This window comes from Yinghuangia sp. YIM S09857 (assembly GCF_051388915.1).
Taxonomy (GTDB): Bacteria; Actinomycetota; Actinomycetes; order Streptomycetales; family Streptomycetaceae; genus Yinghuangia.
The window spans coordinates 67,023-93,180 of the sequence record NZ_JBPKBH010000026.1; the positions used below are offsets into that span (position 1 = coordinate 67,023).

Below are 26,158 nucleotides of genomic sequence, written 5' to 3' on the forward strand. Positions count from 1 at the left end.
CGGGCCCGGCGTCGCGGGCCGCGGCGCGGAGCAGCACGGAGGTGAACGCGGCGGCGGACAGCGCGAAAGTCCGCCGCCGCGCTCTCCTTCCCTGCGTTTCGCCGCCTGCGCGGCACCACGCCCGCGGCCCCGCCTTCCACCGGGCCCGGTTTCGCGTCCAGCTCGCTCGCGGCCGTGCGGCTTGCCCGCGCGGCTCGTCGATTGCCTTTGTCCTCGCCGCGGTGGAGGGCGGGGCCAGTCCGCCGCCGGCTCCTGCCCAGCTCTCCTGCCGCGTTTGTCCCGTCCTCACCAGGGCGGGAACCGGAAGCGGGACTTGCGAACTCTGGTGGGGTACCGGGTTGGATGGGGGCTGCCCGGTTGCGATTTGCACGGATGACCACACTCGGGGAGGCAAGGCGTGTCGCACGCGAATCCGAACAATCCCTATGGCGGGGGCGGCCACTACGGGGGCAACAACCCGTTCGGCCCGGGCGGACAGCCGCCGGTGCAGCACCGGCAGAACTGCCGCGAGCCGTTGCGGAATCCGTGCGAGAACCCGTGTGGTCAGGACGACGACAGCGAGATCGTCGACGCGCTCGGCGAGATGGGCGGTGGCGGTGACGGCGGCGGCCGAAGCGGTGGGGGCCGCGACGGCGGCGGGCGCGACCGCAACTACGACAACGGCCCCTCCGGCGACGCGACACCCAACACCGGCGGCGGCAACAGCAGCGGCGGTGGCGGTGACAAGGACGGCTGCGGCTGCATGCCCGGCGGAGGCGGCGGCCGGGGCGGCGGTGGCGGCGGAGGCCGCGGCGGGGGCGACGGCTGCGGCTGCGACGGGTGCCTGATCGTCATGGTCCTCACGCTGCCGTTCGTCGCGCTCTGGTCCGTCCTGCGCGCCCTGGTCGGCCGGCGGCCCGCCCGCCCCGACGTACCCGCGAAGCCGCCGTCGTCGGTCGACGGCGTCCTGCCGCGGGGCCGGGCCGCGCGCACGCTGTTCCGCGCGGTGCGCTGGTACCGCGTGAGCATCAGCCCGCGCAAGGCCGCGCCGGTGTGCCGGTACACGCCGAGCTGTTCGACGTACGCCGCCACCTCGCTGCAACGCCACGGGGCCTGGCGCGGCAGCCGCATGACGCTGCGCCGGCTGTCGCGTTGCAACCGGAACCACCCCGGCGGCCACGACCCCGTCCCCGAGGCCGACCCCGCACACTAGGCGCGGCGTAGGCCAGGCGGGCAGACACGCGCCCGTACTGAGTGGTAGCAAGGGAGCCGCAGGAAGCGCGGCCGCGTCGCGTCTTCGTTCATCGACCGGGAGGCAGTCATGGCGCGTGCGCCGTTCGACCCGCGGGATCCACTGGGCATCGACGACCTGTTCGACGCCGAGGAGCTGGCGGTGCGCGACACCGTGCGGCGGTTCTGCGCCGAGCGCGTGACGCCGCACGTCGCCGACTGGTTCGAGCGCGGCGAACTGCCCGTCGTCCGCGAACTGGCGGTGGAGCTGGGCCGCATCGGGGCGTTCGGCATGCACCTGGAGGGCTACGGCTGCGCCGGGGCGTCCGCGGTCCAGTACGGACTGGCCTGCCTGGAATTCGAGGCCTGCGACTCCGGGCTGCGCTCGCTCGTGTCGGTGCAGGGCTCGCTGGCGATGTTCGCGATCCACCGCTTCGGCTCCGACGAGCAGAAGGACGAGTGGCTGCCGCGCATGGCCGCGGGCGAGGCGATCGGCTGCTTCGGGCTCACCGAGCCGGACATCGGGTCCGATCCGGCGTCGATGCGCACCCGTGCGAAGCGCGACGGCGGCGACTGGGTCCTGAACGGCCGGAAGATGTGGATCACCAACGGCTCGGTGGCCGCGGTCGCGGTGGTGTGGGCGCAGACGGACGAGGGCGTGCGCGGGTTCGTCGTGCCGACCGACTCCCTGGGGTTCTCGGCCCCGGAGATCCGCCACAAGATGTCGCTGCGCGCCTCGGTCACCAGCGAACTGGTGCTCGACGACGTACGGCTGCCGGAATCGGCCGTGCTGCCCGGCGTCGTCGGCATGCGCGGGCCGCTGACCTGCTTGGGCGAGGCGCGCTACGGCATCGTGTGGGGTTCGCTCGGCGCGGCGCGGACCTGCCTGGAGGCCGCTCTGGAATACGCCGGGGGCCGCGAGCAGTTCGGCCGTCCGATCGCCGGATTCCAGCTCACCCAGGCGAAGTTCGCCGACATGGCCCTCGAACTGCACAAGGGCCTGCTGCTCGCCCTGCACCTGGGCCGCCGCAAGGACGCCGGGACGCTGCGTCCCGAGCAGGTCAGCTTCGGCAAGCTCAACAACGTGCGCGAGGCGATCGAGATCTGCCGCACCGCGCGCACGATCCTCGGCGCCAACGGCATTTCACTGGAGTACCCGGTCATGCGGCACATGACGAACCTGGAGTCGGTGCTGACGTACGAGGGCACGTCCGAGATGCACACGCTCGTCATCGGCAAGGCGCTGACCGGGTTGGACGCGTTCCGCTGACGGGTGCGGGAGCGCCGTCCGGCGCCCCCGCACCTGCGGACTCCCTTTGGCCAACCGGGCATTACGTCCGTTATGGGTCTTCTGGTGCCCGGCGAATGGCACTACCTTGCTCCCAGCGTTTCCGGCCCCGCCGTCCCGCGGGCCGACCGGTGCGTCGACGGCCGGTGCAGGGCCGAGGAAGAAGGTACGTGTGAGTGCGCAGCCCGACCCGGCGAGCGCGGCCGGCCCCGCGCCGGATCCGGGGCCTGCCCCGGCGCTCGACCCCGGATTCGACCCCTTCGCGGACGACGTGCTCGCGGACCCGTACCCGGCCTGGGCCCGCGTGCGCGAGGCCGGTGCCGCGGTGCACGTGCCGCTGCACGACGTCTGGGCCATCGGGCGCTACGCCGACGTCCGCGACGCGCTCCGCGACTCCGCGACGTTCTCGTCGCGCGGCGGCATCGGCCTGCGCGTACTGGACGACCCGGTCGAGGCCGGGCTGCCCAGCAGCGTCGACCCGCCCGACCACGACCGCTACCGGCGGCTGATGGGCGCGCAGTTGGGCCCGCGCCACCTGCCGCGGCTCGGCGACATGATCCGGGTGCGGGCCGAGGACCTGGTCAAGGACCTGGTCGAACGAGGGTCGTTCGACGCCGTGGCCGACTGGGGGCGCACCTTCCCGGTGGAGGTGCTCGGGGATCTGGTCGGTCTGCCGGTGCAGGGCCGCGAGCGGCTGCCGCAGTGGTCGGCCGCGGTGTTCGACAACTTCGGTCCGGCGGGCCCGCGCGCCGACGCCGCGCTGCCGCTGCTCGACGAACTCGTGCGCTACGTCGGCGAGGTGGTCACGCGCGAGAACCTGGACCCGGACGGCATGGGTGCCAAGGTCTACGAGGCGGCGGACCGCGGCGAGGTCAACGACGTCGAGGCGCTGTCGGTGGTCATGACCTTCCTGGTGTCCGGCATGGGCACGACCTCGGACGCGCTCGCGCAGATGCTGCTCCTGCTCGCCGAACACCCGGAGCAATGGGCGGCGTTGCGCGCCAACCCGGCGCTGATCCCGGGCGCCTTCGAGGAGGTGCTGAGGTACGACGCGCCGGTCCAGGCGTTCTTCCGGACGGTCACCCGCGACACCGAGGTCGACGGGGCCAAGGTGCCGGAGGGCGCGCGGGCCATGCTGCTGTTCGGCTCGGCCAACCGCGACGGCCGCAAGTGGGCCGACCCGGACCGCTTCGACGTCGGACGCAATCCCGTGGACCACCTCGCTTTCGGCTCGGGTACGCACAGCTGCGCGGGGCAGGCCCTCGCCCGGCTGGAGGCGAAGGCGCTGCTGGGCGCGCTGGTGTCGCGGGTCGAGAGCGTCGAACTGGCGGGCGAGCCGCGGCGACGGCTCGGACACGTCTCGCGGACGTTGGAGAGCGTGCCGCTGCGCGTGGTTCCGGCGCCCTGACGGCCGGGAGTTCGGCGGGGTCGGGCGGCGCTCAGGTCCGCCGGCGCTCGGGCGGTGCGCCTGGATCGGTGCTCCGGCGGGGGTCAGTACGCGGCTCTCAGCAGCGGCACCCGGACGCGGATCGTCTTCCCCGCCGACGACGGCAGCACGTCGATCACCCCGTGCGCCTCGGCTACCGTCAGCTTCACGATCAGCAGGCCGCGGCCGTCCTCCGAGTCCTCGTCGGTGTCCATGAGCGCGCGGGGCCGGAACGGGTGGTCGTCGGCGACGTCGAGCCGGATCCGGCCCTGGGTGAGGGCGAGGGTGACGCGTACCCGCTCGGTCAGAACCGCAGCGTGTCGGACCGCGTTGGACACGAGTTCGGTCGCCACGAGCAAGAGAGTGTCCTCAAGGTCGCGGTGAATGTGCCAACCCCGCAAGACGTCGCGCAGGCGGTGCCGGACTTCGGGCACCACGGCGACCACCGGCGGCAGCGTCCAACGGACCAGCACGGGACCGGGGGAGGGGGTGGGGGCGTGGTCCGGGCCGGGGGCCTCCGACCCGGTGCGGGGCCCCGGGGGGCCGGCGCCGACGGCGGTCTCCAGACTCCGGCGTACGCGCGCTTCGGCGCTCTCACGATGCGCGGCCCGGCGCGAGCCGGGCCGTCCTGGCACAGTCATGTGCGGCCCCGTGGTCGGCGGTGGTCGTGGTCTCTGACGTGGTTCGGACCGGGTGGCCGACGGCGCCGCGGGGTGGGGGCGAGGGATGCGGCGGGGCTGCCGGGATCGTGCGTGGCGTGCGTGGTGTGATGCCTGTGGTGGTTCCCCTGGGGTGCGGACGGAAGAGGGCGGGGGAAGGTGCGCGGCCGGGGATCGGCCTGACGGAAAGTCAGGTCCGGGGGGCGGCACGCGCCCACTGAGGGATGGCGCATCCCTGGATCCTCAAAAGTGCGGAGCGGCTTGGATGGCCAGTGTGAAGCGCCCCGAGATGAAGCATCCATGGTTTTCCGCCTGTGATCCGGAATGACATCGGACGTGATGTTTTGCCGGTCAGGTTTGCCCGTATCTGCATACTGATGGCCGACGCCATGCCGTGTCCAGGCGCCGACGCATAGTGACGGGCGCCTTCGTCGAGCCTTCGTCGCACCTTCGTCGCGCCGTCGTTCAGCCGTCGTTCAGTCTTCGTGCGACGTTCGCGGGTCCTTCATGGGGCCGCTGGGCGTACGCGACTTCGCCTCGTCGGCCTCCCAGGTGGTGGCACCGCCGCCGCCCTCGTCGCCGCCGTGGTCCTTCCCGCCCCGCGCACCGGCCTCCCGCTCGGCGGCGGCCGCGGCCGCGACGGCCTCCAGAACCGCCAGCACCAGAGCCACCAGCACCGCCACCAGCAGCACCGATCCGGGCGTCGGATCGTTCCAGAGGAACAGCCACAGGCCGCCGAGGGCGATGACACCGAGGTAGAGCGGGCCGCGGTGGGCGGCGACCCACGTCCCCACCGCGCCGGTGCGCACGCCCGCGTCCGCCGCGGCGCGCCCGGCCGCGCCGAGGCCGCCGGTGAGACCGCGGCGGATCGTCCGGGCGAGGCGGGCCGGGCCGTACAGGAACGCGGTCAGCGCGGTCACGACGCCGAGGACCGCGAGGGTCCAGGCCGACTCGCGGAGGAACTTGACCAGCGCGTCGAACACCGCCTTCGCGGCGCCCTGTTCGACGCTCGCCGGCAGCCGGTCCAGGTAGATGCGGCGGCCGATCACCAGGCCCAGCACGAGGACCAGCATGGCCGCGAGCACGCCGAAGCCGAGGCCGATGAACGCGCGGCGGCGGTTCGGCGCGATCCAGACGCCGAGCGCGGCGACGGCGAGCGCGATGAGGGGGAGCCACCAGCCGACGGCGTGCAGGATGCGGACGTACGTGCGGACCTCGTCGAGCTGGTCGGACTGCACGAGCACGATCGACCGGTCCACCTCGGGGATCGCTCCGGCGAGGCCGAACCCCCGGTCCACGAGGCGCTGTTGGGCCTGCGCGATGATCGGCCCGAGTTGCAGCCGCACGGTGCCGCCGTCGACGTCCACCGTGTCGCTGCCCTCGCCGGTGAGGATCTTGACCATCGAGGCGTGCGCGTCGCGGTTGGCGGTGGTCCACAGGTCGGCGAAGGTGTCGCTCTGCACGATGGACTCGACCTGATCGCGGACGAAACCCTCGATGCCGCTCTCCAGCGGCCCGGACAGGCGGCGCAACTGGTCGGCGACGCCGGGCGACAGGCCGTTGTTCGTCAGCGTGTCGGCGAGCGCGTCGGTGACCGCGTCCATGTCGATCCGGCTGCTCAGCGCGGTGGTGACGCGGTTGGTGACGGCCTGCTGCACCGCGGGGTCGTGCGCGAGGGGCGCGACGGTCGCGACGTACGTGTCGGTGTCCTCGATGACGTCGTCGGCCCAGACCGCGACCACCGAGAGCAGCGCGAGCAGGCACGCGAGGGTGAGCACCAGCGCGGATGCGGCGGCTCGGAACCGGCGCTTCACCCGTCCGGACGTACGCTTCCGCAACGCCTCCAACTCGGCGCGCTCGTCCCCCGACAGCGCGCTCGCCCCCTCGTCCGCAGCAGCCCGCGAAGGAACGTCTGCCGACTCGTCAGAGGGCTGCCCCGGAGACTCTTCCGGAGACCGATCCAGGGGCTGATCCGAGGGCGTGTCCGAGGAACCCGAGCTGCTGGCCATGCCTGATTGTCGCTATAAACAATGATAATTGCGACATTTAACACGCAGGCGGCCGACTCGCCCCGATCGCTCTATTCGCCCCGAGCGCTCTACTCGCCGCCGCTCGGTGACCGCCGCAGCCGCTTCACCTCACTGCGATGCGCCTTGCCGGCAAGCCGCCGCTCCTTCGCCCCCCGGCTCGGCCGCGTCGGCCGACGCGGCGGCGGGGGCGGCGCGGTGGCCTCCACCAGCATCTCGGCGAGCCGCCGCCGGGCCGCCTGACGGTTCATCAGCTGCGACCGCTGCTCCGAGGCGGCCACCGTCAGCACCCCGTCGACCAGCCGGTCCGCCAGGTTCCGCAGCGCCCGTGCCTTCAGCGGCTCCGGCAGCGCGGAGGTCGCGGCGAGGTCGAACGACACCTCCGCACGGCTGTCCGTCGTGTTGACCGACTGCCCGCCGGGCCCGGAGGAGCGTGAAAAACGCCAGGACAGCTCGGCCGCGGGCACCACCGAGCCGCGGATTTCGAGATCTGTCGGCATGGATCCATTGTCCGCCGGGCCGCGGCTCCCGTCCAAGCACTTTCCGCCGTCGCGCCGGGGCTCAGGCTTCCTCCAGCACCGACTTCAGGAAGCGCCGCGTGCGGTCGTGCTGCGGATCGCCGAAGATCTGCTCCGGCGGGCCGGACTCGACGATCCCCCCGTCGCTGAACATCAGCACGCGGTTGGACACGTCGCGGGCGAAGCGCATGGCGTGCGTCACGCACAGCATCGTCACGTCGGTGGTCCGGGCGACCTCCCGCAGGACGTCCAGCACTTCGGCGGCGATCTCCGGGTCGAGGGCCGAGGTCACCTCGTCCAGGAGCAGGATGTCGGGCCGGACCGCCAGGGCCCGGGCGATGGCCACGCGCTGCTGCTGGCCGCCGGAGAGCTGCGACGGATAGGCGTCGAGCTTGTCCCGCAGGCCGACCAGCTCCAGCAGCGACGCGGCGCGCTCCTCGGCCTCCGCCTTGGGGACCCCGTGGACGCGGATGGGCGCCTCCGTGACGTTCCGCAGCACCCGCATGTTGGGGAACAGGTTGAACTGCTGGAACACCATCGTGATGCGCCCGCGCATGGCGCGGATGTGCTTCTCCGACGCGGGTACGAGGCGGCCCCCGCGCATCTCCTGGTACAGGGGCTCGCCGCCGATCCGGATCACCCCGCTGTCCGGTCGGACGAGCGTCATCAGCATGCGCAGGATCGTCGTCTTGCCCGAGCCGCTGGGCCCGATGAGCGTGACGCGCTCGCCCGCGCCCACGGAGAAGCACAGGTCGTTCAGCACGACCTGCCTGCCGAAGCGCTTCCCGATGTTCTCGAACGTCACGAAGTCGTTCCGGCCGGGCTCGGCGGACTTCGCCTCGGGGGTCGGGGTGTCCTTCATCGGGTGCCTCCGGTCGGGGTGGGGCGGTTCGCGGCGTCGGCCTTCGGGGTCATGTCGAGCGCACCTTCCCGAAGCGGCGTTCGACGAGCCGAGCGACCGCGGACATCGCCAGCGCGATGACCAGGTAGAAGATCCCGGCCATGGTGAACGGCTCCAGGGTCTGGAACGTCTGGGAGTTCTCCTCGCGCGCGACGGCGAACACCTCCACGACGCTGATCGCGATGAGCTGCGGCGTGTCCTTGAACATGGCGATGACGTAGTTGGCCAGCGCCGGGATGACCCTCGGCACGGCCTGCGGCAGGATCACCGACGTCCACACCCGCCGCGTCGGCAGGTTCAGCGCGGTGGCCGCCTCCCACTGCCCGACCGGCACGTTGTCGATGCCCGAGCGGTACACCTCGGAGGTGTAGGTGGCGTAGTGGATGCCCAGGGTCAGGGCGCCCACGGTGAGCGCGCCCCAGGTGATCCCGATGGTCGGGAGCATGTAGTACATGAAGAAGAGCTGCACGAGCAGCGGCGTGGAGCGGATGAACTCCGAGACCGCGGCCACCGGCAGCGACACCCAGCGGCGTCGCGAGCGGCGCAGCAGGGCCAGGGCGAGGCCGAGCACCAGGGCGAGCACGTAGCCGTACGCGGTCGCCTCCAGGGCGACGAGCATGCCGTCCCACAGGTCGGGGACGATGTCCCAGGCGTAGTCCCAGTCCCAGTTCACGATGCCGCCTCCGCCCGTCGGGCCGTGCGCCGGAGCCGCTTCGGTCCGCCGCCGCCCGAGTCCGGTACCCGGCCGAGCGAGCGCGCGGCGTAGCGCTCCAGCAGCCGCATGAACGACGTCAGGACCAGGGCGATCGCGCCGTAGCCGAACAGCAGTCCGGTGAAGACCAGCGTGGTCTCACCGGACGACATGCGGACGAGCTGGCCGTTGAAGGTCAGGTCGGGGATCGACACGATCGACACCGCGGCGGACGCCTTCAGCAACTCGATCAGGTTGTTGCCCAGCGGCGGCAGCATCGCGACGAACGCCTGCGGGAACTCGACGTACCGGATGCGCTGCCACCGGGACAGGTTGAGGGCGATCGCGGCCTCGGACTGGGCGCGCGGCACGGCGGTGAAGGCACCGCGGACCACCTCGGCGGCGTACGCCCCGAGGTTCAGCCCGAGGGCCAGCATGCCCGCCCACAGCGGCGCGAGCTGCCAGCCGAGCGCGGGCAGCGCGAAGACGAACCAGAAGGCGAGCACCAGGACCGGCAGGCCGCGGAAGAGCTCGACGTAGCAGGCGCCGAGGAAGCGCACCACCCGGTTGCCGCGGGCGCGCGCGATGCCGACCGTCAGGGCCAGGACCAGCGCCAGCCCGGAGCCGCCGAGCGTCAGGTAGATGGTGTTGAGCGCGCCGTCGAGCAGAAGTTCGATTTGTCCGGAGGTCATGCGCGCACCCCCTCCTCTCCGGCCGTCATCCTTGACACACCTTCTCCGCGGTGAGGTCGGGTGCCGGCACGTCCTTCTCCGTGAAGCCGAACGGCCTCTGGATCTCCAGGAGTTGGCCGCTGTCGCGGAGCACGTGCAGTTCCCGGTTGAACGCCTCGACGAAGTTGCTCTGGTCCGGCCGCACCGCGAAGCCGCCGGCCGCGGCGATGAACTCCTGGCCGTCGATGACCGGGCGGTACGGCTCCGTCACCTCGAGGTTCAGGTGCGAACGCTGCTGGAGGCCCCAGCGCAGCGAGATCGCGGTGAGGGCGACCGCGTCGACGCGGTTGCCGGCCACGCCGTCGAAGGCGCTCGGCTGGTCGGCGAACCGGGTGATCCTGGACTCGGACACGCCGCTCTTCGTCGCGATGTCCAGTTCCACCGCGCCGAGCAGGACGCCGAGCGACGCGCCGGAGGAGGCGACGTCGGCCATCGTTCGCAGCCCCTTGGGGTTTCCCTTGGGCACCAGGAACGCCTCGGAGGCGTTGAACTCCGGGTCGGTGAACAGCACCGCCTCGCAGCGTGAGGGGAGGATGGACATCCCGGCGCCGATGATGTCGAACAGGCCCGACCGCAGGCCCGCGATCAGCGCACCGAAGTCCGCCGGCACCGGGTCGATCTTCGGAACGCCCAGCCGCTTGAAGATGACCTTGGCCAACTCGGCCGCTTCGCCGGTGAGTTCGGCGTCCTTGTCGAGGAAGCTGTACGGCGCCTCGTTGGCGAACCCGACGCGGACCGAGCCCCGGTCGCGCAGCCGCTTCAGCAGCGTGCCGCCGTCCGGCTCGTCCTCAAGGTCGATGCGGCTGCACCCGGTCGTCGCGGCGGTGGTGCCGAAGAGGGTCACCGCCATTCCCGCGCCGGCGGCTCCGCGCAGCAGGCGGCGCCGGGAAAGCCCGCCCGCATGCTGGGATCTCTGGTCGGTGACATCCAAACCCAACGTCTCCTTGCCCTGTCTCGGAAAGTCACCGCCCAGTCGAGCGGACACCCGGTCCCCGCTCCGGTGAGAGACGCCACGGCCGGAACGACGTGGCGACCCTAGGGACCCTTGAGGGGGTCCGCCAAGGCAGCGAGGCAAACAATTGGCACGCTTTCGTCATCGTTTCGCGATCAACGATGTGGCGTTATGTTCCTTATCTTCATTTTTCTGGCTTAGCCGCCTCGCGTGTTCCGTGGGTCGCGACCCGCGCGACCACCGGCGCTTCGTTATCGGGACGTGATCAAGCGCGCGAGGGGGATGTGCTGGGTTTTGTCTCGTTCGCACCGAGTGGGCGGCCGAGCGAGCCGCGCCGGGTCCGATGTCCGCCGACGTCCGCTCGGCGCCGATCGGCATCCGGTGAACGGACAAAGTGCGGCGGCGGCGGGGCGGCCCCGCGGCCCCGCCCGGCTGTGGCGGCGACCCGGGATCGCCGCTCCTCGCCGTTGCGGGCACCTCGGCGGCGGCTGTGCACGACAGAATCGAGCCCATGAGTACTCAGACCGAACTTCCGTACGGGTCCTGGCCGTCTCCGATCACCGCGGAGGCGCTGGTTGTCGGTGCCGCATCGCCGGGCGAGGTGCGGGTCGACGGGCGCGATGTCTGGTGGTCGGAGTCGCGGCCGTCGGAGGGTGGGCGCGAGCAGTTGGTGCGGCGTGGGCCGGACGGCGCACGGGTCGACGTCCTGCCCGAGGGGGTCTCCGCGCGCACCCGGGTGCACGAGTACGGCGGCGGGGCGTGGGCGGTGCGCGACGGGGTGGTGGTCTACGCGAACTGGGCCGACCAGCGGCTCCACCGGCTCGATCCCGGCGGGGCGGATCCCGTGCCGGTGGCGCCGGAGCCGAGTGTCGCGCACGGGTGGCGCTACGCCGACGCCGAGATCGTCCCCGCGGGCGTCTGGGGCGAGCGGGCGTGGGTCGTCGCGGTGCGCGAGAGCCACGAGCCGGCCGCGGTCGAGGCACACGGAGAAGCGGTCAACGAACTCGTCGCGCTGCCGCTGGACGGCGGGGCGGCCGACGATCCGGCACAGGTCCGGGTGTTGGTGACCGGCCCCGACTTCGTGTCCTCGCCGCGCGTCGCCCCCGGCGGCACGGCACTCGCGTGGACGCAGTGGAACCACCCGGACATGCCCTGGGACGCCACGGAGCTGGTCGTCGCGCGTGTGGACATCGTGGACGGCGCACCGGAGCTCACCGGCGCCGAGGTGATGGCCGGCGGGCCCGGCGAGTCGGTGCTGCAACCGGCCTGGGCGCCGGACGGCTCGCTGTGGTTCTCGTCCGACCGCCGCGACGGCTGGTGGAACCTGCACCGGGTCGGCGCCGGCGGGCAGGTCGAGGTGGTCGCGCCGGTGGACGGCGAGATCGGCGGCCCGCAGTGGGTCTTCGGCCAGCGGCAGTTCGCGTTCCTCGCCGACGGCCGCGTGGCGTGCGCGCTGGCGAGCGACGGGCTGTACGACCTGGCCCTGGTCGACCCGTCCCGTCCCGAGCAGCCGCCGCAGGCCATGGTGACCGGCCTGACCTGGGTGGACCAGGTCGCCGCGGGGCCGGAGGGCGGCGCGGACATCGTGCTCATCGGCGCCGGACCGGCCGAGGAGGCGGAGCCGCTCGGTATCTCGGTGCCCGACGAGCACGGGCGTCCGGTCACCGACGAGTCGGACCCGGTGTTCGACCGCGACATCGACGACACCGAGACCGACCTCGGCGACCTGGGCGAGGAGCGCGAGGGCGGCGGCCACGCGCTGCTGGAGCGCCTGCGCCCGGCCCGCGCCGCGGTGGTCACGCCGGACTGGTTCTCGATCCCCGAGCCGATCTCGTTCCCGTCCGCGGACGGCCGCACCGCGTACGGCATCCTGTACCGCCCCCGCAACCCCGGGGTACGCGCGCCCGCAGGCACCCTGCCCCCGCTGCTCGTCACGATCCACGGCGGACCCACGTCGATGGCGCGCGCGATGCTCACGCTCGACGTGCAGTACTGGACGACGCGCGGCTTCGCCCTCGTGTCGGTGAACTACGGCGGCAGCACCGGCTACGGCCGTCCGTACCGCGAACTGCTCAACGACGCCTGGGGAGTCGTCGACGTCGAGGACTGCGACGCCGCGGCCCGGCACCTCGCCGCCACCGGCGTGGTCGACCCCGGACGGCTCGCGATCCGCGGCGGTTCGGCGGGCGGGTTCACGACGCTCGCGGCGCTGGCGTTCGGCGACACCTTCGCGGCGGGGGCCAACCACTTCGGCGTCGCGGACCTCGCGGCGCTCGCGCGCGACACGCACAAGTTCGAATCGCGGTACCTGGACGGGCTGGTCGGTCCGTACCCGGAGGCCGCGGACCGCTACAAGGAGCTGTCGCCGATCAACCACACCGACGATCTGACCTGCCCGCTCGCGGTGTTCCAGGGCCTGGAGGACAAGGTGGTGCCGCCCGCGCAGTCGGAGATGATCGTGGAGGCGGTCAAGGCGAAGGGGCTGCCGTACGTGTATCTCGCCTTCGAGGGCGAACAGCACGGCTTCCGCAGGGCGGAGAACATCATCCGCACCCGCGAGGCCGAACTGTGGTTCTTCGGCAAGGTGTTCGGCTTCGACCCGGCGGACGCCGTCGAGGCGCCGCCCGGGGGCGGCTTCTGACGCACCGTCAAGCCGCGGGCGCGCCCGCGCCGATCGTCCCGTTCGCGCGCGCAGCCGCGCGCACAGTGGACAGCGTGCGCGCCCGCTCTCACCCGTTCGGGCGGGCGTGCCTGCGGCCCGGTCGGCGTCCCTCCCGCGAAACCGCTGGTCAGCCACCGCAATTGCGGGGCGTGAGGAATTGGATACCTCCCGGCAACAACGGCCGCACCGGCGGGTAACACGAGGCGTGAATTCTCGGTGCACCAGGAGGAGACGGGTCGACTGGAGGAACGGGGGGCCGACGTGCTGCTGACGCCGCACGAGCAAGAGCGCCTGATGCTCTCGTACGCCGCTGATCTCGCGCGGCGCCGCAGGGAGCGCGGCCTGCGGCTCAACTACCCGGAGGCGGTCGCCGTGCTGTCCTCCTTCCTGCTCGAAGGGGCCAGGGACGGGCGGTCCGTGGCCGACCTCCAGGAGGCCGGGCGCCACGTCCTCGGCCGGGACGACGTCATGGACGGCGTCCCCGAGATGCTGGGGGAGGTGCAGGTGGAGGCGACGTTCCCGGACGGCACCAAGCTCGTGACGGTGCACCACCCGATCCCGTGAGCGGCGCGTCCGGCGTGTCGGGCGTGACCGGCGGATCGGCCGCGCCCAACGGTCCGGGCGGGAAGGCCCCGCGACCGGTCGTCCCCGGCGAACTCCTCCTCGGCGCCGACCCGGTGCCGCTCAACCCCGGCCGCCCGGTCACCGTCCTGCGCGTGCTCAACACCGGCGACCGGCCGGTCCAGGTCGGCTCGCACCTCCATTTCCCGGCCGCCAACGACGCACTCGACTTCGACCGTGCGGCGGCGTGGGGGCGGCGCCTGGACGTCCCGGCGGGTACGGCCGTCCGCTTCGAGCCCGGCATCGCCCGCGAGGTGGCACTCGTGCCGCTGGCCGGGGCGCGCGTCGTACGGGGGCTGAAGGCGGGGCGCGGCGGGGTGCTGGGCGGCGCGGGCGATGCCGGAGCCGGGCGTACCGCGGCCGCCGGAAGCCCCCGCGCAACGGACGCCGCCGACCCGTCCCCCAACGGCCGGAGCCCGCAGCCGACTTCCACGCCGGAGGTGGAGACGTGAGCGCGATCGACCGCCACCGCTACGCCCTGCTCTACGGCCCCACCACCGGCGACCGCATCCGTCTCGCCGACACCGACCTGGTCGTCGAGGTCACCGAGGACCTGTGCCGCCCGCACGGCGCGGGCGGCGACGAGGTGATCTTCGGCGGCGGCAAGGTGATCCGCGAGTCGATGGGCCAGTCCGTGGCCACGCGCGCGGACGGCGCCCCCGACACCGTCATCACCGGCGCGGTCATCCTCGACCACTGGGGTGTGGTCAAGGCCGACGTCGGCATCCGCGACGGCCGTATCGCCGGCATCGGCAAGGCGGGCAATCCCGACACCATGGACGGCGTCCATCCCGACCTGGTGATCGGCCCGTCCACCGAGATCATCTCGGGCAACGGCCGCATCCTCACCGCGGGCGCGGTCGACTGCCACGTCCATCTCATCTGCCCCCAGCAGTTCGGCGAGGCGCTGGGCGCGGGCGTCACCACGATGATCGCGGGCGGCACCGGGCCCGCCGAGGGCAGCAAGGCGACCACCGTGACACCCGGTGCGTGGCACCTGGCCCGCATGCTCGAATCCCTCGACGAGATCCCGGTCAACTTCGTGCTCCTCGGCAAGGGCAACACCGTCTCCGAGGAGGCGATGTGGGAGCAACTGCGAGCGGGTGCGGCCGGGTTCAAGGTGCACGAGGACTGGGGCTCGACCCCGGCCGCCATCGACGCGAGCCTGCGCGTGGCCGAGGCGGCGGGCGTGCAGGTCGCGCTGCACAGCGACACGCTCAACGAGACCGGCTTCGTGGAAGGCACCCTCGCGGCCATCGGCGACCGGACGATCCACGCGTACCACACCGAGGGTGCGGGCGGCGGGCACGCGCCCGACATCATCACCGTCGCCTCGATGCCCAACATCCTTCCGTCGTCCACGAATCCGACGCGGCCACACACGGTCAACACCGTCGAGGAACACCTCGACATGCTCATGGTGTGCCATCACCTGAACCCGTCGGTCCCCGAGGACCTCGCGTTCGCCGAGTCGCGGATCCGGCCGTCGACCATCGCCGCCGAGGACGTCCTGCACGACCTCGGGGCGATCTCGATGATCGGCTCGGACAGCCAGGCGATGGGACGCGTGGGCGAGACGGTCCTGCGCACGTGGCAAACGGCGCATGTCAACAAAGTGCGGCGCGGTGCTCTTCCCGGTGACGGCGCATCAGACAATTTGCGCGCGCGGCGCTATGTGGCGAAGTACACAATCTGCCCGGCCGTGGCGCACGGGCTCGACGACGAAATCGGGTCGGTCGCGGTCGGCAAACTCGCCGACCTCGTCCTGTGGGAGCCCGCGTTCTTCGGGGTACGCCCGCACGCGGTCCTCAAGGGCGGCGCCATCGCGTACGCGGCGATGGGCGACGCGAACGCGTCCATCCCGACCCCCCAACCGGTGCTGCCGCGGCCCATGTTCGGGGCCGCGTCACGCACCGCCGCCGCGACAAGCGTGCACTTCGTCGCGCCGGCGGCGCTCGACGCGGGGCTCGCCGAGCGCATCGACGTGCGGCGGCGCCTGGTGCCGGTCGCCGACGTGCGCGGGCGCGGCAAAAGCGCGATGCCGCTCAACGACGCGATGCCGCGGATCGACGTGGACCCCGGCACATTCGCCGTGCACATCGACGGCGAGAAAGTGGTGGCGCAACCGGCGGCAACCCTGCCGATGGCGCAGCGTTACTTCCTGTTCTGACGGTCCATTAACAATGGGCGGGTAGCTTGACAGGAGCGTCGACGGACGACGTGGACAGCAGCGGTGACCGGCCAGAACCCGGAATCGACGGCTAGAACGGTAAGAGGTGGTTGGCAATGGCGGCGGGACTTCTCCTCCTGGGCGACTCACGACTCCCGGCGGGCGGACACGCGCACTCCGGCGGGCTGGAGAACGCGGTGGCACGCGGCGAGGTGCACGACCTCGACACGCTCACCGACTTCCTGCTCGGCCGGCTGTACGGGAACGGCACCGTCCAGGCCGCGTTCGCCGCGTGCGCGGCACTCGTCGCCGGGCCCTACGGGCTCGACGCCGACGGACCCTGGGCGGACCTCGACGCCGAACTGGACGCGCGCACCCCCTCGGCCTCCTCGCGCGCCTCCTCGCGGGCGCAAGGCCGTTCGCTCCGCCGGATCGCGCGGGCGGCCTGGCCGGAGGAGCCCTGGACGGCGCTCGGCGTGTCGCCGCACCACGCGATCGTGCTCGGCGCCGCGGCCACCCGGGCGCGGCTCGACGCCCGCGAGGCGGCCGTGCTGGCCGCCACCAACACCGTCAACGGCCCGGCCTCGGCCGCCGTGAAGCTGCTGTCCTTCGACCCGATCGCGGTCACGGTCGTGCTGGCGGAAATGGCCGGGCACTGCGACCAGGTCGCCGAGGAGGCCGCCACCGCGGCCCGCACCGTGCTCGCGGACGGCGACTGGGACCGCCTGCCCGCGTGGTCCGCACCGGGCCTGGACGTCTGCGCCGAACTGCACGCCCGCGAGGAGGTCGTTCACTTTGCATCGTGACCACGACAGCGGTGGTTCCGGGGGCCACGTGCGCCGGGTCCCGGCGGTGGTGCCGGGATCCCGCCCGCTTCGGGTGGGCATCGGCGGGCCGGTCGGCTCGGGCAAGACCGCGCTGGTGGCGGCCCTGTGCCGGGCGCTCGCCGGCAAGGTCTCGCTGGCGGTGGTGACCAACGACATCTACACCACCGAGGACGCCGACTTCCTGCGCGCCGCGGGGGTCCTGGCCGCCGACCGCATCGCCGCCGTGCAGACGGGCTGCTGCCCGCACACGGCGGTGCGCGACGACATCAGCGGCAACCTGGACGCCGTCGAGGACCTCGAAGCGGCCCACGGGGACCTGGAGTTGGTGGTCATCGAGTCGGGTGGCGACAACCTGACGATGACGTTCAGCCGCGGGCTCGCCGATGTGCAGTTGTTCGTGATCGACGTGTCCGGCGGCGACAAGGTGCCGCGCAAGGGCGGACCCGGCGTCACCCGGTCCGACCTGCTGGTGGTCAACAAGACCGACCTCGCCCCGCAGGTCGGCGCGGACCTCGGCGTGATGGACCGCGACGCGGCCCGCATGCGGCCGGGAACTCCTGTGATGTTCCTGTCACTTCGCGGCGAGCCGGGCGCGGCTCCGGTGACGGAGTGGGTGCTTGCGCAGCTTGGGGCGTGGCAGGCGGGTGGCGCGGTGCCGGTCGCGGTCGACGTCGCCGGGGGCAGGGATGGGGTCGGGGCTGGGGGCACCGCGGGCGTTGTCGCGGAGGCCGCGCAGGCGGGGGCCGCGGCGCCGGCGGGAGTCGGGGGAGCCGCCGCGAGCGCTGTCGCCCGGGCCGCGGGGGCGACGGAGGTCGCCGAGCGGGTTGCGGGCGCCGCGGAGGCAGCGGAAGCCGTCGAGGGCCTTGCCGCCGGGGCCGCCGCGAGTGCCGGGGGCGCGACGCGCGCCGCCGTGAACTCCGCTGCGAGAAACGGGATTTCCTCCGATCCGAGCGCGTCTGCCGCGTCCGCGGCGGGGTGACCCGGCGATGGAGGCCGGTGCGGTCGTCCGCGCCGAGACGGCGCCGCTGCGGCGGGGCGGACGGAGCGGCGGTCGCGGCTCCGGGCCGGTGACGCGGGTCGTGGAGGTCCGCGGCCAGGTGCCGCTGCTGCCCCGCATCGCCTCCGTCCCCGGTCCGGGCGCGGAGGTCGTGTTCGTCGCGGGCGCCGCGGGGCCGCTCGGCGGCGACGACCTGTCGGTGCGGATCGAGGTCGGGCCCGGTGCGCGGCTGACCGTGCGTACCGCCGCGGCCGCCGTCGTGCTGCCGGGCACCGGCGAACCGGCACGCCAGCGCGTCGAGATCGTCGTCGACGACGGTGGCGAGCTGGAGTGGCTGCCCGAGCCGGTCGTCGTGGCGGCCGGAGCCCGCTACGAGTCGCTCGTGAAGGTCACGCTCGGCCGCGCGACGCGTCTCCTGATGTCCGAGATCCTGGTGCTCGGCCGCGCCGCGGAAGCCTGCGGCGACGCGGTCTCGCGCTGGGACGTCACCGCCGAGGGGCGCCCGCTGCTGCGGCAGCAGTCGGCGTACGGCCCGGCGGCCAAGCCCGGTTGGCGCGGCCCCGCCGGAACCGCGGGCGGCACGGTCGTCGCGACCCGGCTGCGCTTCCCCGACATCCCCGGCAGCACCCCGCACCCGCCCAGCACCGTCGGCCGCGCGGTCTGCGAACTGGCCGGCGGAGGTCTGCTCACGACGGTGACCGCCCCCGACACCCTCACCGCCGAACGCCTGTTGGCCGAGGACGCCCCCGAACCGGCCGCCGCCGCGCGGTCGGACGAGGCGGTACGGGCGAGTGCGCGGGTTCTTGGAGGGCACGCCGCGACGGGGGCGGCGACACCTGGCGTCCCCGGTCCCACGCGACCTGCCGCAGCCGCCCGCTGACCCGGCGCGGTACCGAAGGCGGCGCGGGATTGCAGGACTTGCGCGGTGCAGACGGGACCGGCGCGGTGAACACGCCGCCGCGCGGCTCCGTTACGCCGACGCTCGTGTTACCAAATGGGTCGGCAGTATCACCGGTGCCGCGCCGTCGCCCGCGATGACGTGGTCGAGCAGCAGACGCGTCATGCGGCGGCCCTGTTCGTGGACCGGCTGGTGGACGGTGGTGAGCGGGGGGTCGGACCACAGCGCGGCCTCGACGTCGTCGAAGCCGACGACCGCGACGTCCTCCGGGACGCGGCGGCCCGACTCGCGCAGCACCGAGACCGCCGCCGCGGCCATCAGGTCGGAGGCGGCGAAGACGGCGTCCACGTCGTCCGCGGCGCGCAGCAGTTCGCGCATCGCCGCCGAGCCCGAGTCGCGCGTGAAGTCGCCGTGTACGACGAGCGGTTCGCCGTCCACCTCATCCAGGTAGCCCTTCAGGCGGTCGATGCCCGCGCACATGTCCTGCGGCCCGGCGATCGTCGCCACCCGGCAGCGGCCTTGCTCGTGCAGGTAGCGGGTGGCCAGCCGGGCGCCGCCCACGTTGTCCGCGTCGACGTACGTGATGCCCTCGGCGTGGCCGAGCGGGCGTCCGCCGACGACCACCGGAATCCCCGCCTGCACGAGGCGGTTCGGCAGCATCGCGTCGCCGTGCAGCGAGACGAGTAGCGCGCCGTCCACGTGGCCGCCGCGCAAGTAGCGTTCGAGGCGCTGCTGATCGCCGGACGTGCGGACCATCATCAGTACCAACTGCGTGTCGGTGCCCGACAGTTCCTCGCTCACCGAGCGCACGATGCCGGTCAGGTACGGGTCGCCGAACAGGTGCGTCTCCGGCTCCTGGATGACCAGCGCGACCGAGTCCGTGCGCCGCGTGACCAGGGTCCGGGCGGCGCGGTTGGGCACGTACCCGGTCTTCGCGATCGCCGCCTCGACGACCTCGCGGACCTGCGGGCTCACCTTCGGCGAGTTGTTGATGACCCGGGAGACGGTGGCGCGCGAGACCCCGGCCACCGCGGCGACCGTCTCCAGGGTCGGGGCCTCCGGCGGGGGCGGCGCAGTACCGGCCGACCGCCCCGAACCACCCGGCGTCGTCTCGTCAGGCACCCTGCGGCTCCCCGTCTCCGTTGCGGCCGCGGTGTGCGGCGATGACCGACGCGTACCAGTGCGCGCTGTCCTTGAGGGTACGGCGACCGGTGGCGAAGTCCACGTGGATGATGCCGAAGCGTTTGGCGTAGCCGTAGGCCCACTCGAAGTTGTCCATCAGCGACCACACGAAATACCCGCGTACGTCGGCCCCGTCCGCGACCGCCCGGCCGATCGCCGCGAGATGGGAGGCGATGTAGGCCTGCCGCCCGGGGTCGGCGATCACGCCGTCCGGGGCGATGGTGTCGTCGTACGCCGCGCCGTTCTCGGTGACCAGCAGCGGCAGTCCGGGGGCCTCGGAGCGGACGCGCATGATCACGTCGTACAGCCCGCTCGGGTCGACCGGCCAGTCCATCGCGGTGCGCGGCCCCGGGGTGTGCCGGAACCGCACGTCGTCGCACGCGGGCCAGGGCGAGTAGGCGCTCACCCCGTGCCCGTCGTTGCGCGGGTCGCCGGGCTTCGCACCCCCGCTCACCAGCGACGGCGTGTAGTAGTTGACGCCCATCTCGTCGATCGGCCGGGAGATGGCGGCGAGGTCGCCGTCGCGGATGTGCGACCAGTCGGTGACGGACGCGGTGTCGGCGAGCACGTCGGCCGGGTAGCTGCCGCGCAGCACGGGGTCCAGGAAGATCCGGTTGGCCAGTCCGTCGATGCGCCGGGCGGCGTCGACGTCGACCGGGTCGTCCGAAGCCGCGCGCACCGCGGCGGGGTTGAGGACCAGCGAGATCCGCCGGTCGGACGGGAGCGCCGCGCGCAGTGCGGCCACACCCTCGCCGTGTGCCAGCAGCAGATGGTGATGGGCCGTCAGGGCGGCGGCCGGGTCGGTGATGCCGGGGGCGTGCACCCCGGAGGCGTACCCGAGGAATGCCGAGCACCACGGCTCGTTGAGCGTGGTCCACATCGGGACGCGGTCGCCGAGGGTGCGGGCGACGGTGTCGGCGTACTCGGCGAACCGCGCGGCGGTGTCGCGGTTCGTCCAGCCGCCCGTGTCCTGGAGGTACTGCGGCAGGTCCCAGTGGTAGAGCGTCAGCGCCGGGACGACACCCGCCTCCAGCAGCGCGTCGACGAGCCGTTCGTAGAAGGCCAGTCCGCGGGCGTTGGCCCGGCCGCCCGGCTCGGGCAGGACGCGCGACCAGGAGACGGAGAAGCGGTACGCGCCCAGGCCGAGTCCGCCCATCAGCGCGACGTCCGTGCGGTAGCGGTGGTAGTGGTCGGCGGCGACGTCGCCGGTGTCGCCGTCGCGCACGCGGCCCGGCGTGTGGGAGAAGGTGTCCCAGATCGACGGCGAGCGTCCGTCGGCGTCCACGGCGCCCTCGATCTGGTACGACGCGGTCGCGGCGCCCCACAGGAACCCGGCGGGGAGCGCGTCGGCGAGTCCGGCGGGCGAGTCTTCTTCGGTGGTCGTACGCACGCGTTGTCCTTCTCTGTGCGGGAGTTGGCAATAGGGGGGTGGGAAGTGCCGGGCCGGCCGGGGCGGTTGGTCAGCCCTTCACGGCGCCCTGCATGATGCCGCCGACGATCTGGCGGCCCAGCAGCCCGAAGACCACCAGGACCGGGAGCGTGCCGAGGACGGTTCCGGCGAGGATCACCGACTGGTCGGGCACGTAGCCGCCGCCGAGGGAGTTGATCGCGACCTGGACCGTGGGGTTGTCCTGGCTGAGCGCGATGATCGGCCAGAAGAAGTCGTTCCAGGTGGTCATGAAGGTCAGCAGGCCCAGAACGGCCATGGCCGGGCGGGCGATCGGGATGACGATGCTCCAGAAGATCCGGAAGTGCGAGGCGCCGTCGACGCGGCCCGCCTCGATCAGTTCGTCCGGCAGTGCCTCGGCGAGGTATTGGCGCATGAAGAAGACGCCGAACGCCGTCACCAGGGTCGGCAGGATCACCGACTGGAGTTCGTTCGCCCAACCGAGCTTGGCCATCATCATGTAGAGCGGGATGAGGCCCAGTTGCGGCGGAATCATCATCGTGCCGACGGTGAACGACAGCAGCGCGCCGCGGCCGCGGAACCGCAGCTTCGCGAAGGCGAATCCGGCGAGCGTGCAGGCAAGCACCGTGCCCAGCGCGACAGTTCCCGACACGATGGTCGAATTCACCAGGGCTTCGGTGATGTTCGCCTGCTCGTTCGCCTGCTCGAAGTTCCCGGTGAGCCCGCCGCCGGGGAGGAACGGCGGGGGCACCTCGTTGATCTCGGAGTTGGAGCGGGTGGCCGCGACGATGGACCAGTAGAACGGGAACGCCGAGACGAGCGTGGCCAGGATGAGGATCACGTACGTCACGACGCCGGCCTGGTCGTGGGGCCGCAGCCGACGCCTTCCGGGACGCCTGCCCAATCGTCGCGAACGTCCGTCGTCCGCAGAGGACTTGGCGGCCATCAGGGGCGTGGTGGTGGCGGACACGTCGGTCACCTCTTCCCGTTCGGCGGCTTTGCCGCGGTCAGCTTGCCCGCGGCCGACTTGGCGCGGTAACGGGCGATCGCGGCGTTGACGCCGATCACGAGCACGATGACGAGGAACAGCAGCCACGCGATGGCGGCGGCCTTTCCGAGTGAGAAGTACTGCCAACCGGTCTGGTACATGTAGAGGCCGGTGGTCTGGTATTGGCGCGAGGCCCCGCCGTTCATGCCGGTGGTGCCGCCCTGCAACAGCAGCGGCTCGCCGAAGATCTGGAGCGCGCCGATCGTCGACACGATGATGGTGAAGATGATCGTGGGCCGCAGCCCCGGCAGCGTCACGTGGCGGAACTGCTGCCACCGCCGCGCGCCGTCCATCATCGCGGCCTCGTAGCGTTCCCGCGGTATCGCCTGCATGGCGGCGAGGTAGATCAGCGTGTTGTAGCCGGTCCAACGCCACGTCACGATCGTGGAGATGGCGATCTGGGACGGCCACTTCTCGTTGAACCAGTCGATCGGGTCGACGCCGACGAGGCCGAGGAACCAGTTGAGCATGCCGTAGTCGCGGCCGAACAACCCGGCGAAGACGAGCGTCGCGGCGGCGACGGAGGTGGCGTACGGCAGCAGCAGCGCGACGCGGAAGAAAGTCCGGCCGCGCAGGCGGTAGTTGAGCAGGTGCGCGAGGCCCAGCGCGAGGCAGAGCTGCGGGACCGTGGAGATGACCCCGATGGTGAAGGTGTTCTTCAGCGAGTTCCAGAAGAACTCGTCCTTGAGCAGCGTCGTGTAGTTGTCGAACCCGACCCAGGACATCGCGTCCGGGTTCTGCAACTGCACGCGGTGCAACGAGACATAGCCGGTGTAGATGAGCGGGAAGAGCCCGAACGCCGCGAAGAACACGAAGAAGGGCGCGATGAACGCGTACGGTGCGGCCTTGGTGCCGCGCCGCCGCCACAACTGGCGGCGGGTCGGCGCCGTGGTGGGCGTTGCCGGCTGCACTGCTGTCGGCGACGTGACGGCCATGCGGATGTCCTCGGGGCGTGGGGGAGGAGCGGACGGAAGGCGGAGCGGGGGCCGGTCCCCGGCGCAGGGACGAACGCCGGGGACCGAGCCGGGTGCCCGGTCACGGGACCAGTGCTGCGGCCGGAAGGTTTGCCGGCTCTCGGTGGACCTTTCCGGTTACGGCACTAGCCGAGAGCGGCCTTGATCGACGACTTGGCGTCGTCCCAGGCCTTGTCGGGCTTGACCCCCTGCGCCTCGACGGCGATGAGGGCGTTCTGGATCGCGGCCTTCACGTCGCCGTCGCGGACGCCGAGCGTCTGTACCGGCATCTTCTGTGCGGACTGGCTGAAGATCTGCCCGATGGGCGCGTTGTTGAAGTACGGGTCGGTCGTGTCGGCGACCTGCGAGATGGCGGTCGTACGCGACGGGAACGAGCCGCGCTGCTGGAACAGCTTGACCTGCTGCTCCTTGGCCGTCAGCCAGGTGAGCAAGTCGTAGGCCTCCTTGGGGTGCTTGGCCCCCTTCGGAATCGCGAGGTACGACCCGCCCCAGTTGCCGGTCGCGCCGGGTGCGGGGGCGACGTCCCACTTGCCCTTCGCGTCGTCGCCCGACTTCTCCTTGATGTAGCCGATCATCCACGACGGGCAGGACACCGTGGCGAAGCCGCCCTTGGCGAACGCCTGGTCCCAGTCGTTCTGGAACTGCACGAGCTTGGCGCTCAGCCCGTCCTGCCCGGCCTTCGCCGACAGGTCGAACGCGTTGCGGACGGCCGGGTTCGTGTCGTAGATCAGCTTGCCCGCGGCGTCGTAGTAGAAGGTTTGCTGCTGGCCGATCATGGCGTTGTACATGCCGGTGACGCTGTCCATGTACGCCGAGCCCTTGGGGGCCTTCGCCGCGAACTGGCGTCCGACGTCGAGGTACCCCTCCCACGTCGACCAGCGCTGCGCCAACTCGTCGCGTCCGGTGGGCAGTCCGGCCTGCTGGAACAGGTCCGTGCGGTAGCAGATGGCCATCGGGCCGATGTCGGTGCCGAGTGCGACCACCTTGCCGTCGGGGCTGGTGGCCGCCTTGGACTTCCACTCCAGGTATTCCGCGGTCTGGGACTGCGCGCCCAGGGTGTTGAGGTCGAGCCACTTGTCGGTCTGGTTCTTCGCCACGTCGATGATGCGGCCGACCTCGACGCCCTGGATGTCGTCGAGGTCGCCCCCGCCGCCGAGGCGCGTCTGGAGGGCGGGCCAGTACACCTCTTCCTTCTGGGTGACGTTCTGCTTGATCTTGATGTTCGGGTGGAGGGCTTCGTACTCCTTGTAGAGGCCGGCCTCCTCGAACCCGAACGAGCCGAACAGGCCGACGTTGAGCGTGATCTGCTTGCCGGGGTCGCCGGCGCCGCCCGCCGGGTCCTTGTTGTCGTCATCGTCGTCGGAGCCGCAGCCGGCGAGGACGGAGCCGGCGAGGACGGTGGCGCAGAGTACGGCCAGCGCTCTGGAGCGGCCGGAGGGCAAGCGCATGAGGGGACCTCCTGGGACGGGGTCGGTCGGTGGGACGCGGGCATGGGCGTGCGGGACGTGCGGACGTACAGGCGTGCGGACGTGCGGACGTGCGGTGGTGCGGTGGTGCGGTGGTGCGGTGGCGCAAGAGCGTGCGGCGCCGGCAAAGGGCGTGCGGAAATCAACCCGGGGCAGCACGAGGACAGCACGGGACAGCACGAGAGACAGCGCGGAAAACGGCGTGGCAAAGCCTGCTGCGGGAGCGCTCTTTCCTGCTGTGAGAGCGCTCTCACAGCAGTGAGATTGGCGCGTACGCCGCCCGGTGTCAAGGCTCCGGAACCGCTACGTTACGTGCGGGCAATCATCCGGTCATCACCGGTTTCTCAGCGGGATCTCACACCGGCCCCGCATTCTGGTGCCTCGGCGCACAACCGGAGGCGGATCAGATGCGACTTCTCGTCACGGGCGGAGCGGGCTACATCGGCTCGGTGACCACGGCGGTTCTCCTGAAGTCCGGACACGACGTCACCGTGCTGGACGACCTGTCCACCGGGCACCGCGACGCGGTCCCGCCGGGCGCCGGCTTCGTGGCGGCAGATGTCGCCGACGCCGGATCGGTCCTGGCCGCCGAACACCACGACGGCGTCCTGCACTTCGCGGCACGCTCCCTGGTCGCCGACTCGGTCGCCGACCCCGCCGCCTACTGGCACACCAACGTCGGCGGGACGCTCGCCCTCCTCGATGCGGTCCGCGAGCACGACGTGCCGCGCTTCGTGTTCTCCTCGACCGCGGCCGTCTACGGCGAACCCGCGACCGTCCCGATCCCCGAGGCGGCCGAAACTCGCCCCACGAACCCGTACGGTGCCTCCAAACTCGCCGTCGACCACCTGCTGACCTCGTACGCGAGCGCCTACGGCCTCGCCGCGGTGTCGCTCCGCTACTTCAACGTCGCCGGCGCGCACGCGGGGCTGGGCGAACGGCATGTCCGCGAGACGCACCTGATCCCGATCGTGCTCCAGGTCGCGCAGGGCCTCCGCGAGAACATCCAGGTCAACGGCACCGACTGGCCGACCCGCGACGGCACCTGCATCCGCGACTACCTGCACATCGCCGACCTGGCCCGCGCACACGTCCTCGCCCTCGAAGCCGCCGCCCCCGGCCGCCACGAGATCTGCAACCTCGGCAACGGTGTGGGCTTCTCCGTCCTGGAGGTCATCGAGACGGCGCGCCTGGTGACCGGCCACCCGATCCCCGCGGTCGAGGCCCCGCGCCGCGCCGGCGACCCCGCCGTCCTCGTCGCCTCCGCCGCCCGCGCCCACGACCTCCTCGGCTGGAAGCCCGAGCACCCCGACCTGGCCCGCATCATCGCCGACGCCTGGGCCCTGATGACCCCGTAGACCGGCCCAAAAAAGCGGAAGGGCGCCCGGCCAAGGACGCCCTTCCATGCGAACTACACAGGTTCGCGAGCGAAGCAATAGTAGCGGACAAGGTTTCGGTTGGCTGCAATTCCGGTTCTTCGCGAGCTGTCAGCGCACAGAACGT

At 72.2% G+C, this 26,158-nt stretch carries 22 protein-coding genes and 1 pseudogene; 11 read left to right on the plus strand and 12 right to left on the minus strand.

What is annotated here, in order from left to right; all coding sequences use genetic code 11:
- The first annotated feature begins 397 nt into the window (after window positions 1-397).
- The 3 genes from yidD (at window position 398) to ACRX5S_RS36305 (ending at window position 3,905) form a co-directional block, all read left to right on the plus strand.
- Window positions 398-1,192, plus strand: coding sequence for a membrane protein insertion efficiency factor YidD (yidD, locus tag ACRX5S_RS36295; RefSeq protein WP_436777499.1), 795 nt, complete (start codon window positions 398-400; stop codon window positions 1,190-1,192).
- Between the two features lie 108 nt (window positions 1,193-1,300).
- A complete protein-coding gene (locus ACRX5S_RS36300) occupies window positions 1,301-2,479 on the plus strand; it encodes an acyl-CoA dehydrogenase family protein (RefSeq protein ID WP_436777500.1) in 1,179 nt (392 codons plus the stop codon).
- A gap of 190 nt (window positions 2,480-2,669) precedes the next feature.
- Window positions 2,670-3,905 carry a cytochrome P450 gene (locus tag ACRX5S_RS36305; RefSeq protein ID WP_436777501.1) on the plus strand — a complete coding sequence of 412 codons (1,236 nt, stop codon included), beginning with the start codon at window positions 2,670-2,672 and terminating at the stop codon, window positions 3,903-3,905.
- 83 nt (window positions 3,906-3,988) lie between these two features.
- Here the strand turns inward: ACRX5S_RS36305 and ACRX5S_RS36310 are convergent, their stop codons facing one another.
- The 7 genes from ACRX5S_RS36310 to ehuB form a co-directional block, all read right to left on the minus strand.
- On the minus strand, window positions 3,989-4,564 hold the full coding sequence (locus ACRX5S_RS36310) for an ATP-binding protein (protein ID WP_436777502.1): 576 nt from the start codon (window positions 4,562-4,564) through the stop codon (window positions 3,989-3,991).
- A gap of 494 nt (window positions 4,565-5,058) precedes the next feature.
- Window positions 5,059-6,396 (minus strand): hypothetical protein, encoded by a 1,338-nt coding sequence (locus ACRX5S_RS36315; protein WP_436777503.1) that lies wholly within the window; start codon window positions 6,394-6,396, stop codon window positions 5,059-5,061.
- 284 nt (window positions 6,397-6,680) lie between these two features.
- Window positions 6,681-7,109, minus strand: a complete 429-nt coding sequence (gene arfB / locus ACRX5S_RS36320; protein WP_436777504.1) for an alternative ribosome rescue aminoacyl-tRNA hydrolase ArfB — start codon at window positions 7,107-7,109, stop codon at window positions 6,681-6,683.
- A gap of 61 nt (window positions 7,110-7,170) precedes the next feature.
- Window positions 7,171-7,989, minus strand: coding sequence for an ectoine/hydroxyectoine ABC transporter ATP-binding protein EhuA (ehuA, locus tag ACRX5S_RS36325; RefSeq protein ID WP_436777505.1), 819 nt, complete (start codon window positions 7,987-7,989; stop codon window positions 7,171-7,173).
- A 49-nt stretch (window positions 7,990-8,038) separates the two neighbouring features.
- Window positions 8,039-8,701 carry an ectoine/hydroxyectoine ABC transporter permease subunit EhuD gene (gene ehuD / locus ACRX5S_RS36330; protein ID WP_436777506.1) on the minus strand — a complete coding sequence of 221 codons (663 nt, stop codon included), beginning with the start codon at window positions 8,699-8,701 and terminating at the stop codon, window positions 8,039-8,041.
- On the minus strand, window positions 8,698-9,411 hold the full coding sequence (gene ehuC, locus ACRX5S_RS36335; RefSeq protein WP_436777507.1) for an ectoine/hydroxyectoine ABC transporter permease subunit EhuC: 714 nt from the start codon (window positions 9,409-9,411) through the stop codon (window positions 8,698-8,700). The genes ehuD and ehuC overlap by 4 nt, the downstream gene beginning before the upstream one ends.
- A 25-nt stretch (window positions 9,412-9,436) precedes the next feature.
- On the minus strand, window positions 9,437-10,381 hold the full coding sequence (gene ehuB, locus ACRX5S_RS36340; RefSeq protein WP_436777508.1) for an ectoine/hydroxyectoine ABC transporter substrate-binding protein EhuB: 945 nt from the start codon (window positions 10,379-10,381) through the stop codon (window positions 9,437-9,439).
- 532 nt (window positions 10,382-10,913) lie between these two features.
- Here ehuB and ACRX5S_RS36345 point away from each other — a divergent pair.
- The 7 genes and pseudogenes from ACRX5S_RS36345 to ACRX5S_RS36375 all read left to right on the plus strand — a co-directional run bounded on the left by ACRX5S_RS36345 (window position 10,914) and on the right by ACRX5S_RS36375 (window position 18,559).
- Window positions 10,914-13,043 (plus strand): prolyl oligopeptidase family serine peptidase, encoded by a 2,130-nt coding sequence (locus tag ACRX5S_RS36345; RefSeq protein ID WP_436777509.1) that lies wholly within the window; start codon window positions 10,914-10,916, stop codon window positions 13,041-13,043.
- Between the two features lie 282 nt (window positions 13,044-13,325).
- Window positions 13,326-13,628, plus strand: coding sequence for an urease subunit gamma (locus tag ACRX5S_RS36350; RefSeq protein ID WP_436777562.1), 303 nt, complete (start codon window positions 13,326-13,328; stop codon window positions 13,626-13,628).
- Window positions 13,625-14,137, plus strand: coding sequence for an urease subunit beta (locus ACRX5S_RS36355; RefSeq protein ID WP_436777510.1), 513 nt, complete (start codon window positions 13,625-13,627; stop codon window positions 14,135-14,137). Before ACRX5S_RS36350 ends, ACRX5S_RS36355 begins: the two co-directional genes overlap by 4 nt.
- On the plus strand, window positions 14,134-15,855 hold the full coding sequence (locus ACRX5S_RS36360; RefSeq protein WP_436777511.1) for an urease subunit alpha: 1,722 nt from the start codon (window positions 14,134-14,136) through the stop codon (window positions 15,853-15,855). Before ACRX5S_RS36355 ends, ACRX5S_RS36360 begins: the two co-directional genes overlap by 4 nt.
- 116 nt (window positions 15,856-15,971) lie before the next feature.
- Window positions 15,972-16,661 carry an urease accessory protein UreF gene (locus ACRX5S_RS36365; RefSeq protein WP_436777512.1) on the plus strand — a complete coding sequence of 230 codons (690 nt, stop codon included), beginning with the start codon at window positions 15,972-15,974 and terminating at the stop codon, window positions 16,659-16,661.
- Window positions 16,651-17,325, plus strand: a pseudogene (gene ureG, locus ACRX5S_RS36370) (urease accessory protein UreG); the annotation flags it as partial. The gene ACRX5S_RS36365 and the pseudogene ureG, both read left to right, overlap by 11 nt.
- Before the next feature lie 343 nt (window positions 17,326-17,668).
- Window positions 17,669-18,559 (plus strand): urease accessory protein UreD, encoded by an 891-nt coding sequence (locus tag ACRX5S_RS36375; protein WP_436777513.1) that lies wholly within the window; start codon window positions 17,669-17,671, stop codon window positions 18,557-18,559.
- 90 nt (window positions 18,560-18,649) lie between these two features.
- On the opposite strand, the gene ACRX5S_RS36380 is transcribed toward ACRX5S_RS36375, so the two are convergent.
- The 5 genes from ACRX5S_RS36380 to ACRX5S_RS36400 form a co-directional block, all read right to left on the minus strand.
- On the minus strand, window positions 18,650-19,699 hold the full coding sequence (locus ACRX5S_RS36380; protein ID WP_436777514.1) for a LacI family DNA-binding transcriptional regulator: 1,050 nt from the start codon (window positions 19,697-19,699) through the stop codon (window positions 18,650-18,652).
- Entirely contained in the window at window positions 19,692-21,149 is a 1,458-nt protein-coding gene (locus ACRX5S_RS36385; RefSeq protein WP_436777515.1) for a GH1 family beta-glucosidase, read from the minus strand. The genes ACRX5S_RS36380 and ACRX5S_RS36385 overlap by 8 nt, the downstream gene beginning before the upstream one ends.
- Before the next feature lie 70 nt (window positions 21,150-21,219).
- The gene (locus ACRX5S_RS36390; protein WP_436777563.1) at window positions 21,220-22,113 is read right to left on the minus strand and encodes a carbohydrate ABC transporter permease; all 894 of its coding nucleotides are present in this window, start codon (window positions 22,111-22,113) and stop codon (window positions 21,220-21,222) included.
- Window positions 22,114-22,142: 29 nt separating this feature from the next.
- Complete coding sequence (locus ACRX5S_RS36395) at window positions 22,143-23,150, minus strand: carbohydrate ABC transporter permease (RefSeq protein WP_436777516.1); 1,008 nt, start codon at window positions 23,148-23,150, stop codon at window positions 22,143-22,145.
- 164 nt (window positions 23,151-23,314) lie between these two features.
- A complete protein-coding gene (locus ACRX5S_RS36400) occupies window positions 23,315-24,637 on the minus strand; it encodes an ABC transporter substrate-binding protein (protein ID WP_436777517.1) in 1,323 nt (440 codons plus the stop codon).
- Window positions 24,638-25,062: 425 nt separating this feature from the next.
- Here ACRX5S_RS36400 and galE point away from each other — a divergent pair, with 425 nt between their 5' ends.
- The gene (galE, locus tag ACRX5S_RS36405; RefSeq protein WP_436777518.1) at window positions 25,063-26,013 is read left to right on the plus strand and encodes a UDP-glucose 4-epimerase GalE; all 951 of its coding nucleotides are present in this window, start codon (window positions 25,063-25,065) and stop codon (window positions 26,011-26,013) included.
- The last annotated feature ends 145 nt before the right edge of the window (window positions 26,014-26,158 follow it).

Coding starts and splice junctions, on each gene's coding strand:
- ACRX5S_RS36300 (WP_436777500.1), top strand. CDS start 1,301: ATGGCGCGTGCGCCGTTCGACCCGCGGGATCCACTGGGCATCGACGAC.
- ACRX5S_RS36310 (WP_436777502.1), bottom strand. CDS start 4,564: ATGACTGTGCCAGGACGGCCCGGCTCGCGCCGGGCCGCGCATCGTGAG.
- ACRX5S_RS36345 (WP_436777509.1), top strand. CDS start 10,914: ATGAGTACTCAGACCGAACTTCCGTACGGGTCCTGGCCGTCTCCGATC.
- arfB (WP_436777504.1), bottom strand. CDS start 7,109: ATGCCGACAGATCTCGAAATCCGCGGCTCGGTGGTGCCCGCGGCCGAG.
- ACRX5S_RS36375 (WP_436777513.1), top strand. CDS start 17,669: ATGGAGGCCGGTGCGGTCGTCCGCGCCGAGACGGCGCCGCTGCGGCGG.
- ACRX5S_RS36365 (WP_436777512.1), top strand. CDS start 15,972: ATGGCGGCGGGACTTCTCCTCCTGGGCGACTCACGACTCCCGGCGGGC.
- ehuA (WP_436777505.1), bottom strand. CDS start 7,989: ATGAAGGACACCCCGACCCCCGAGGCGAAGTCCGCCGAGCCCGGCCGG.
- ACRX5S_RS36395 (WP_436777516.1), bottom strand. CDS start 23,150: ATGGCCGTCACGTCGCCGACAGCAGTGCAGCCGGCAACGCCCACCACG.
- ACRX5S_RS36390 (WP_436777563.1), bottom strand. CDS start 22,113: ATGGCCGCCAAGTCCTCTGCGGACGACGGACGTTCGCGACGATTGGGC.
- ACRX5S_RS36400 (WP_436777517.1), bottom strand. CDS start 24,637: ATGCGCTTGCCCTCCGGCCGCTCCAGAGCGCTGGCCGTACTCTGCGCC.
- ehuC (WP_436777507.1), bottom strand. CDS start 9,411: ATGACCTCCGGACAAATCGAACTTCTGCTCGACGGCGCGCTCAACACC.
- galE (WP_436777518.1), top strand. CDS start 25,063: ATGCGACTTCTCGTCACGGGCGGAGCGGGCTACATCGGCTCGGTGACC.